The following is an 8,849-nucleotide window of genomic DNA, read 5'->3' as shown; positions in this document are numbered from 1 at the left end:
GCGCTGCACGAACCACCGGACTACGGCGGCCTGCCCGAAACCGGGAAACTGTGGCAGCCGATCGCACCCCGCGTAGGCGACCCGAAAAACACCCGGCAGCAACCGGCGCCCGCCCCGCAGGGCAGGCCCGCTCAGACCCCGGGTTCGCACGGACCCGCCCAACCCGGACACGGGGCGCGCCCCTCGCCGCGGCCCCGCCCGCGCGGGGAACCGCCGCTGCAGTCCGGTTTCCAGCCCGATGACGAACCGGTGAGCGCGCGCCGCCGCTGGTTCGGACGCCGCAAAGGTGGTGAGCAGTGAGCGCACCGCCCACGCGATCGCGGGCGAGCAGCGCACGATCCTTCCCGGGATCGGGAGCATTGCGCGAGACGGGCCGGTTGTTCGCACTGGGACTGGACGTGGTCCGGTCCATCCCGAGCCGGCCGTTCCAGTTCCGTGAGTTCATCCAGCAGTGCTGGTTCATCGCCAGCGTGACCATCCTGCCCACCGCGCTGGTGGCGATCCCGTTCGGCGCGGTCATCGCGCTGCAGCTGGGTTCGCTGACCCGCCAGATCGGCGCCCAGTCGTTCACCGGTGGCGCGAGCGTGCTGGCGATCATCCAGCAGGCCAGCCCGATCGTGACGGCGCTGCTGATCGCCGGTGCCGGTGGTTCGGCGATCTGCGCCGACCTCGGCTCGCGGAAGATCCGCGACGAGATCGACGCGATGGAGGTGCTCGGCGTCTCCGTGGTGCAGCGGCTGGTGGTGCCGCGGGTGCTGGCGGCGATCCTGGTGGCGGTGCTGCTCAACGGCATGGTCAGCGTCGTCGGCGTGCTCGGCGGCTACTTCTTCAACGTGATCATGCAGGGCGGTACGCCCGGCGCCTACATGGCGAGCTTCAACGCGCTGGCGCAGCTGCCGGACGTGTGGATCAGCGAGCTCAAGGCCTTGATCTTCGGTTTCCTGGCGGGCGTGGTCGCGGCCTACCGCGGGTTGAACCCGCCGCCCGGGCCGAAGGGCGTGGGCGACGCGGTGAACCAGGCCGTGGTGATCACCTTCCTGCTGCTGTTCGCGGTGAACTTCATTCTGACCACGATCTACCTGCAGGTCGTGCCGCCCAAGGGGATGTGAGCGGGCATGACGACGATGACGCAGCGCGTGAAGAGCGTGGCTCGACGGCCACTTCAGATGCTCGACGATCTGGGCGACCAGATGTCGTTCTACCTGCGGACGCTGGGCTGGATCCCGAAGTCCGTCACCCGCTACGCCAAGGAGACGCTGCGGCTGCTGACCGAGGTCAGCTTCGGTAGCGGGGCGCTCGCGGTGATCGGCGGCACGGTCGGCGTGATGATCGGCATGACGCTGTTCACCGGCACCGTGGTGGGCCTGCAGGGCTACGCGGCGCTGAACCAGCTGGGCACCTCGGCGTTCGCCGGGTTCGTCTCGGCCTACTTCAACACCCGCGAGATCGCGCCGCTGGTCGCCGGGCTGGCGCTGTCGGCGACGGTCGGGTCCGGGTTCACCGCGCAGCTCGGCGCGATGCGGATCTCCGACGAGATCGACGCGCTGGAGGTCATGGGCGTGCCGAGCCTGCCGTACCTGGTGACGACCCGGGTGATGGCCGGGTTCGTGGCGGTGGTGCCGCTGTACGTGCTGGGGCTGCTCACCTCGTACCTGGCGGCGCGGACGGTGACGGTGCAGCTGTACGGGCAGTCGGCGGGCACCTACGACCACTACTTCAACCTGTTCCTCCCACCGGAGGACGTGCTGTGGTCCTTCGGGAAGGTGCTGGTCTTCAGCGTCGTGGTGATCATGACGCACTGCTACTACGGCTACCGGGCCAGCGGCGGTCCGGCGGGCGTCGGCGTCGCGGTGGGGCGCGCGGTGCGCACCGCGATCGTGACGACGGCCCTGCTCGACTTCTTCCTCAGCCTCGCGATCTGGGGCACCACGACGACGGTTCGGATCACGGGATGAGTACTCGCACGGCACTGCTCACGGTGCGGCGCAGGCTGCTCGGCCTGGCGCTGCTGATGGTCATCGTGCTGTTCCTGGCGTTCTCGATCGCCACCTACCAGCGGGCCTTCGAGTCCACTGTGAACGTGGTGCTGAAGGCGGCGTCCACCGGGAACCAGCTGATGCCGGACTCGGACGTCAAAGCCCGCGGCATGATCATCGGCCGGGTCTCCGAGGTGCGGCCTGTCGACGGCGGTGCGGAGTTGCACTTGGCGTTGGAGCCGGAGAAGGCGCGGTTGTTGCCGTCGAACGTGTCGGCGCGGTTGTTGCCGCGGACGTTGTTCGGGGAGCGGTACGTGTCGTTGGACGTGCCGGAGCGGGCGTCGTCGGTGCGGTTGGCTTCGGGTGATGTGATCTCGCAGGATCGGACGCGGGCGTCGGTGGAGTTGGAGACGGTGCTGGCGGACACGATGCCGGTGCTGGAGGCGATCCACCCGGACGATCTGGCGGTGACGTTGAATTCGTTGAGCCAGGCGTTGGACGGTCGTGGTGAGTCGATCGGGGACACGATCTCGCGGTTGAACGAGTACGTGGCGGGGTTGAACCCGTCGGTGCCGCAGTTGCAGGAGAACCTGCGGCAGCTGGTCGGGGTGGCGGAGACCTACGAGCAGGCGGCGCCGGACGTGCTGGCGGCGCTGGGTGATCTGTCGCAGACCTCGCGGACGTTGGTGGACCAGCAGGAGGACCTGCGCGGGCTCACCTCGCAGCTGACGACCACGTCGAACGACGCGACCGGGTTCCTCGAAGCCAACGGCGACGACCTGATCCGGCTCGGCGAGTCGGCGCGGCCCACCGCGGACGTGCTCGCGAAGTACTCCCCGGCGTTCCCCTGCTTCCTCAAGGGCATGGCCGACTACGTGCCGCTGATCGACCAGGCGTTCGGCGTGGGCACGGAGGAACCGGGCCTGCACATCACGCTGGAGATCGTGCCGAACCGCGGCAAGTACGTCCCGAACCAGGACGAGCCGGTGTACGGCGACAAGCGCGGCCCGCGCTGCTACGACTTCGTGAACGGCCCCAAGCCCTTCCCGCAGTACCCGCCGGACGGCCCGCTCAACGACGGTTCGGTGCCGCCGCCGGCGTCCCGCACCGGCAACGACGGCCTGCTGCCCAGCGGCGGTGCTCCCGCGAGCACCACGCCGCAGGCGGCGCCCGCCTCCGACGACCTCGGAGTGCAGAACTCGCCGGCCGAACGGGACATGGTCTCGACGGTGCTGGCACCCACGATCGGTGAGCCCGCCCAGAACGTGCCCGGCTGGGGTTCGCTGCTGGTGGGCCCGGTCCTGCGCGGAGCGGAGGTGAGCTACCGGTGAACGCGCGCGGCGTCTTCGGCCCCCTGGTCAAGTTCGGCATCTTCGTGCTCGTCACGTTGCTGGCGACCGGGGTCCTGGTGATCACCATCGCGAACAACGACCTGCGGTCCGCGGAGAACTACAAGGCCCGGTTCACCGACGCGACCGCCCTCAACGTGGGCGACGAGGTCCGCATCTCCGGCGTCAAGGTCGGCCAGGTCGAGGACGTGCAGGTGGTGGACCGGCGGACCGCCGAGGTCGAGTTCAGCGTCTCGGAGCGCAAGCTGCCCAAGTCGGTCCGGGCGACGATCAAGTACCGGAACCTGGTGGGGCAGCGCTACGTGGCGCTGGAGCAGGGCGCGGGCGCGCCGAACGACTACCTGCCCGCGGGCGGCACCATCCCGCTCGCCCAGACCAAACCGGCGCTGGACCTCACGGTGCTGCTCGGCGGGTTCAAACCGCTGTTCCAGGCGCTGTCGCCGGACGACGTGAACAAGTTGTCCTACGAGATCATCCAGGTCCTGCAGGGCGAGGGCGGCACGGTGCAGAGCCTGCTGTCGCACACCGCGTCGCTGACCTCCACGCTCGCCGCGAAGGACCAGGTGATCGGCGAGGTCGTCACCAACCTGAACAACGTGCTCGGCACCGTCAACGCCCGCGACGACCAGCTGTCCGGCCTGATCGTGCAGCTCCAGCAGGTCGTGTCCGGGCTGTCCGAGGACCGCGAGTCCATCGGGGACGCGGTGGGCGCGCTGGACGGGCTCACCAACACCACCGCCGGCCTGCTGACCGAGGCGCGACCGCCGCTGCAGCAGGACATCGCCGGGCTCGGCGAGCTGTCCAAGAACCTCAACGACAACGAGGACATCACCGAGCGGACCCTCCAGAACATGCCCGACAAGCTGGAGACGATCACGCGCACCGGTACGCACGGCGCCTGGTTCAACTTCTTCCTGTGCGGGCTGTCCGGGAAGGTCGGCATCGGCGACGTCAACATCCCGCTGCCGCTGATGCCCGTGACCCAGCCGAGGTGCCAAGGATGACGTCTTTCCAGAAACGCGATCCGCTGAAGATCGGCGTCGCCGGCCTGCTGGTGCTGCTGATCGGGTTCGTCATCGCGATGAACTTCGAGCGGCTGCCGCTGATCAGCGGCACCAGCTACCAGGCGAACTTCAGCGAGGCCGCCGGGCTGATGCCGGACAACGAGGTCCGGGTGGCCGGGGTGAAGGTCGGCACCGTCAGCTCCGTCGAGCTCGAAGGCGACCACGTGGCCGTCTCGTTCCGGGTCAAGGACACCTGGATCGGGAACAACACCACCGCCGCCATCAAGATCAAGACCTTGCTGGGGCAGAAGTACCTGGCGCTGGATCCGCGCGGTGACCGCGAGCAGTCCGGTTCGGACCCGATCCCGCTGAACCGGACCATGGCTCCCTACGACGTGATCGAGGCGTTCAGCGGCCTGCAGCGCACCGTCGGCAGCATCGACACCGAGCAGCTCGCCGAGAGCTTCCAGACGCTGTCCGACACGTTCTCCGACACCCCCGACGACGTGCGCGGCGCGCTCAACGGGCTGTCCGCGCTGTCGCAGACCATCTCCTCCCGCGACCAGCAGCTCAAGGAGCTGCTGGCGAACACCGCGAACGTCTCCCGCACCGTCGCCGACCGCAACGCCGAGTTCGAGAAGCTGCTCGCCGACGGGAACCTGCTGCTGCAGGAGGTCCGCGAGCGGCGCGACCAGATCAGCTCGCTGCTCGACGGCACCCGGGCCCTCTCCGCCCAGCTGAGCGGACTCGTCGACGACAACCAGGCGCAGCTCGGACCGACCCTGGCCCAGCTGGACAAGGTCACCAAGATGCTGCAGCGCAACCAGGACAACCTCGACCGCAGCATCGAGGCGTTCGGCCCGTTCACCCGGGTGTTCTCGAACGTGCTCGGCACCGGCCGCTGGTTCGACACCTACATCTGCGGTCTGCTGCCGCCCAGCGTCGGCCCGATCAACCCGGAGGGCTGCAAGCCATGAGCACCCGGAAACCACCCCTCACCAGCATGATCGCGATCGCCTGCGCGGTGGCGCTGCTGGCCACCGGTGCCGTGTGGTGGCTGTTCTACGGGGCGAACGAGAAGCGCGTCACCGCCTACTTCTCCGCCGCGGTCGGCGTCTACCCCGGTGGGGACGTGCGGATGCTCGGCGTCCCGATGGGCACCGTCGACCAGGTCGAACCGCACGGGCAGACCGTGAAGGTCACCATGTCGCTGGACCGCGACGTGGACGTGCCCGCCGAGGTGAACGCGGTGCTCGTCTCGCCGAGCGTCGTCAGCGACCGGTACGTGCAGCTCGCCCCGGTCTACAAGGGAGGGCCGAAGCTAGCCGACGGCGCCGTCATCCCGAAGGAGCGCACCGCCACCCCCGTCGAGCTCGACGAGGTGTACCGCAGCCTCAACGACATCACCGCGGCGCTCGGGCCGGACGGCGCGAACAAGGACGGGGCGCTGACCCGGCTGCTCGACACCGGTGCCGCCAACCTCGACGGCAACGGCCAGGCGCTCGCCGACACGCTGCAGCACCTCGGCCAGGCGGGCAGCACGCTCTCCGGCAGCAGCAAGGACCTGTTCGCCACCGTCGACAACCTGCAGCGGTTCACCACCATGCTCAACGACAACGACGAGCAGGTGCGCCGGTTCAACACCCAGATGCAGGACGTCAGCTCGTTGCTGGCGGGGGAGCGGGAGGACCTCGGCGCGTCCTTCGCCGAACTCGCCGTCGCGCTCGGCAAGGTCGAGCAGTTCGTGCGGGAGAACCGCGGGCAGCTCAAGTCCAACGTGGACCAGCTCAACGGCGTCGCCCAAGTGCTGGTGAACCAGAAGGCGGCCCTGTCCGAATCGCTGCGGGACGCGCCGCTGGCGCTGGGCAACCTGCAGAACTCCTACAACGCCGCCTCCGGGACCCTCGACACCCGCGCGGTCATCAACGAGCTGAACGAGCCGCCGCTGGTGGGGGTGTGCAAGCTCGTCCGCCAGCCCACCGCCGGAACCCCGCTGCAACTGCCGGACAACGTGCTCGACGCGTGCAACGCGATCCAGCCGGTGCTGGACGGGATCCTGCCGTTCACCAGCATCGCCGACCTGCTCTCGCAGGCGCAGGGCAACCCGCCCGCGCAGCAGAACGGCGCGGCCACCGGCGACCCGGCGCTGCCGCTCGGCGGCGTCGGCACCCCGCTCGTCACCGGAGGTGGCCAGTGATCGGCCGTGCAACCCCGGCCCGCCGTGCCGGGAAGGTCCTCGCCCTCGCCACCAGCGCGCTCGTGCTGGTGAGCGGCTGCGGGTTCACCGGCGTCTCCGGCTTACCCCTGCCCGGTGGCGCCGACCTCGGCGACAAGCCCTACCGGGTGAAGGTGCGCTTCGACGACGTGCTCGACCTGGTGCCCAACGCCGGGGTGCGGGTCAACGACGTGCCCGTCGGGCGGGTCAGCACGATCGGGCTCGCCGACGGCTCCTGGGACGCCGAAGCCGTCCTGGAGGTCAACCGGGACGTGAAGCTGCCCGGCAACGCCATCGCCCGGCTCCGCCAGTCCAGCCTGCTCGGCGAGAAGTACGTCGAACTCGCCGCGCCGCCCGCACCGGAAGCACCGCAGGGCCGGCTCATCAACGGCGACGTGATCAGTCTGGACCGCAGCGGCCGCAACCCCGAGGTCGAAGAAGTCCTCGGTGCGCTGTCCCTGCTGCTCAACGGCGGCGGCGTCGCCCAGCTGCAGAACATCACCCGCGAGCTCAACACCGCCCTCGACGGGCGCGAGGCCGACGCCCGCAGCCTGCTCGGAAACCTCGACGAACTCGTCGCCGGGCTCGACGCGCAGCGCGACGACATCACCCGCGCGCTGGACAGCGTCAACCGGCTCTCCGCCAGCCTCGACGCGCAGCGCGGCAACATCGACACCGCGCTGCGCGACCTCGAACCCGGGCTGAAGGTGCTCAACGACCAGCGGACCCAGCTGGTCACCATGCTGCAGTCGCTGGACGAGCTCTCCGGGGTCGCCACCGACGTGGTCAACCGCAGCCAGGACGACCTGGTGCACAACCTGCAGGCGCTGCAGCCGACGCTCGCGCAGCTCGAAGCCGCGGGCGACGACCTGCCGAAGTCCTTCGAGATCCTGCTGACCTACCCGTTCACCGACGGCGCCGTGCAGGGCATCAAGGGCGACTACACCAACCTGTACATCGACGCGGACCTCAACCTCACCAACATCCTCGGCAACATCGGCCGCTCCCGGCAGCCGCTGGTCCAGCTGCCCGGCGCCCCGCCGCTGCCGCTGCAACCGCAGCCCCAGCCCGGCACCGCGGCCCCGCAGCCGCCCCCGGAGACGTCCACCGAGCCGAGCACCGAACCGGACGAGAAGGACGGCGGGCTGCTCGACTTCCTGTTCGGAGGCGATGACTGATGCTCACGCGCAAAACCCGCCTGCAGGTCATCGCGTTCGTGGTGATCGCGTTCGTCGGCATCGGTTACGCGGGCGCCCGCTACGCCGGGCTGGACCGGCTGCTCGGCCCCCGCGGCTACGTGGTGACCATGAACCTCGCCGATTCCGGCGGCATCTTCGACAACGCCGAGGTCACCTACCGGGGCGTGCCCATCGGACGCGTCGGGGAGATGAAGCTGACCTCCGACGGCATCGAAGTGCCCTTGGACATCGACGCGGGCCACGACCGCATCCCGCGGGACGTGGACGCCGTCGTCACCAACCGGTCCGCCGTCGGCGAGCAGTACGTCGACCTGCGGCCCCGGACCGGCTCCGGGCCGTACCTGAAGGACGGGTCGGTCATCGAGCGGCAGGCCACCAGCACGCCGCTGCCGGTCGAAGAGCTCATGACCAACCTGGACGACTTCTCCAAGTCGGTGCCCCCGGACTCGCTGCGGACCGTCGTCGACGAGCTCGGCACCGCGTTCCGCAACAACGGCGGCAACCTGCAGCGGGTGCTCGACACCACGCGCGAGTTCACCACCGAAGCCCAGCAGCACCTGCCGCAGACCCGGAAGCTGCTGGAGGACGGCACCACCGTGCTCGCCACCCAGAACGAGCAGGGCTCCGCTATCCGCTCCTACAGCTCCGACCTGCGGTTGCTGGCCGAGCAGCTGCGCAGCTCCGACCCGGACATCCGCAACCTGATCAAGCAGGCGCCGCCCGCCGCGCGCCAGGTCAGCGGGCTGCTCAACGAGACCGGGCCGCAGCTCGGCACCCTGGTGCGGAACCTCACCAGCACCACCGACCTGCTCGCCGCGAACACCGATGGGATCGAGCAGCTGCTGGTCACCTACCCGATGGTCTCCGCTGGCGGCTACAGCGTGGTGCCCGGCGACGGCACCGCCCACTTCGGGCTGGCGCTGAACATCTTCGACCCGCTGCCGTGCACGGCCGGTTACGAAGCGACCCAGAAGCGTGCGGGCAACGACCTGGCGCCGACACCGCTGAACACTGATGCACACTGTGCGGAGCCGCCGGGCAGCCCGATCAACGTGCGCGGCGCTCAGAACGCCCCCGGACAGTGAGCCAGCCCGACGGCACCGCGA

The 8,849-nt window shown here is 69.6% G+C and carries 8 protein-coding genes; all 8 read left to right on the top strand.

Features of this window, described 5'->3' with window-relative positions:
- Positions 1-359: 359 nt before the first annotated feature.
- Genes LCD31_RS06825 through LCD31_RS06790 form a run of 8 tightly spaced genes read left to right on the top strand, consistent with a single transcriptional unit; the run spans position 360 to position 8,828 of the window.
- Positions 360-1,109 (top strand): ABC transporter permease, encoded by a 750-nt coding sequence (locus LCD31_RS06825; protein ID WP_224956703.1) that lies wholly within the window; start codon positions 360-362, stop codon positions 1,107-1,109.
- Between the two features lie 15 nt (positions 1,110-1,124).
- The gene (locus tag LCD31_RS06820) at positions 1,125-1,955 is read left to right on the top strand and encodes an MlaE family ABC transporter permease (protein WP_373690092.1); all 831 of its coding nucleotides are present in this window, start codon (positions 1,125-1,127) and stop codon (positions 1,953-1,955) included.
- Complete coding sequence (locus tag LCD31_RS06815; RefSeq protein WP_224956699.1) at positions 1,952-3,307, top strand: MCE family protein; 1,356 nt, start codon at positions 1,952-1,954, stop codon at positions 3,305-3,307. The genes LCD31_RS06820 and LCD31_RS06815 overlap by 4 nt, the downstream gene beginning before the upstream one ends.
- The gene (locus LCD31_RS06810; RefSeq protein WP_224956697.1) at positions 3,304-4,329 is read left to right on the top strand and encodes an MCE family protein; all 1,026 of its coding nucleotides are present in this window, start codon (positions 3,304-3,306) and stop codon (positions 4,327-4,329) included. Before LCD31_RS06815 ends, LCD31_RS06810 begins: the two co-directional genes overlap by 4 nt.
- Positions 4,326-5,306, top strand: coding sequence for an MCE family protein (locus LCD31_RS06805; RefSeq protein WP_224956695.1), 981 nt, complete (start codon positions 4,326-4,328; stop codon positions 5,304-5,306). Before LCD31_RS06810 ends, LCD31_RS06805 begins: the two co-directional genes overlap by 4 nt.
- A complete protein-coding gene (locus LCD31_RS06800) occupies positions 5,303-6,526 on the top strand; it encodes an MCE family protein (protein WP_224956693.1) in 1,224 nt (407 codons plus the stop codon). The genes LCD31_RS06805 and LCD31_RS06800 overlap by 4 nt, the downstream gene beginning before the upstream one ends.
- Complete coding sequence (locus LCD31_RS06795) at positions 6,526-7,722, top strand: MCE family protein (RefSeq protein WP_374201643.1); 1,197 nt, start codon at positions 6,526-6,528, stop codon at positions 7,720-7,722. The genes LCD31_RS06800 and LCD31_RS06795 overlap by 1 nt, the downstream gene beginning before the upstream one ends.
- Positions 7,722-8,828 carry an MlaD family protein gene (locus LCD31_RS06790; RefSeq protein WP_224956691.1) on the top strand — a complete coding sequence of 369 codons (1,107 nt, stop codon included), beginning with the start codon at positions 7,722-7,724 and terminating at the stop codon, positions 8,826-8,828. Before LCD31_RS06795 ends, LCD31_RS06790 begins: the two co-directional genes overlap by 1 nt.
- The last annotated feature ends 21 nt before the right edge of the window (positions 8,829-8,849 follow it).

Source organism: Saccharopolyspora sp. 6M (assembly GCF_020176775.1).
GTDB classification, from domain to species: domain Bacteria; phylum Actinomycetota; class Actinomycetes; order Mycobacteriales; family Pseudonocardiaceae; genus Saccharopolyspora_C; species Saccharopolyspora_C gregorii.
The sequence above is the reverse complement of the archived record's forward strand: the minus strand, read 5'-3'. Positions and strand labels throughout refer to the sequence as shown.

What these genes read in the sequence shown, in the direction of transcription:
- LCD31_RS06820 (WP_373690092.1), top strand. Translation starts at nt 1,125, where the DNA reads ATGACGCAGCGCGTGAAGAGCGTGGCTCGACGGCCACTTCAGATGCTC.
- LCD31_RS06815 (WP_224956699.1), top strand. Translation starts at nt 1,952, where the DNA reads ATGAGTACTCGCACGGCACTGCTCACGGTGCGGCGCAGGCTGCTCGGC.
- LCD31_RS06805 (WP_224956695.1), top strand. Translation starts at nt 4,326, where the DNA reads ATGACGTCTTTCCAGAAACGCGATCCGCTGAAGATCGGCGTCGCCGGC.
- LCD31_RS06800 (WP_224956693.1), top strand. Translation starts at nt 5,303, where the DNA reads ATGAGCACCCGGAAACCACCCCTCACCAGCATGATCGCGATCGCCTGC.
- LCD31_RS06790 (WP_224956691.1), top strand. Translation starts at nt 7,722, where the DNA reads ATGCTCACGCGCAAAACCCGCCTGCAGGTCATCGCGTTCGTGGTGATC.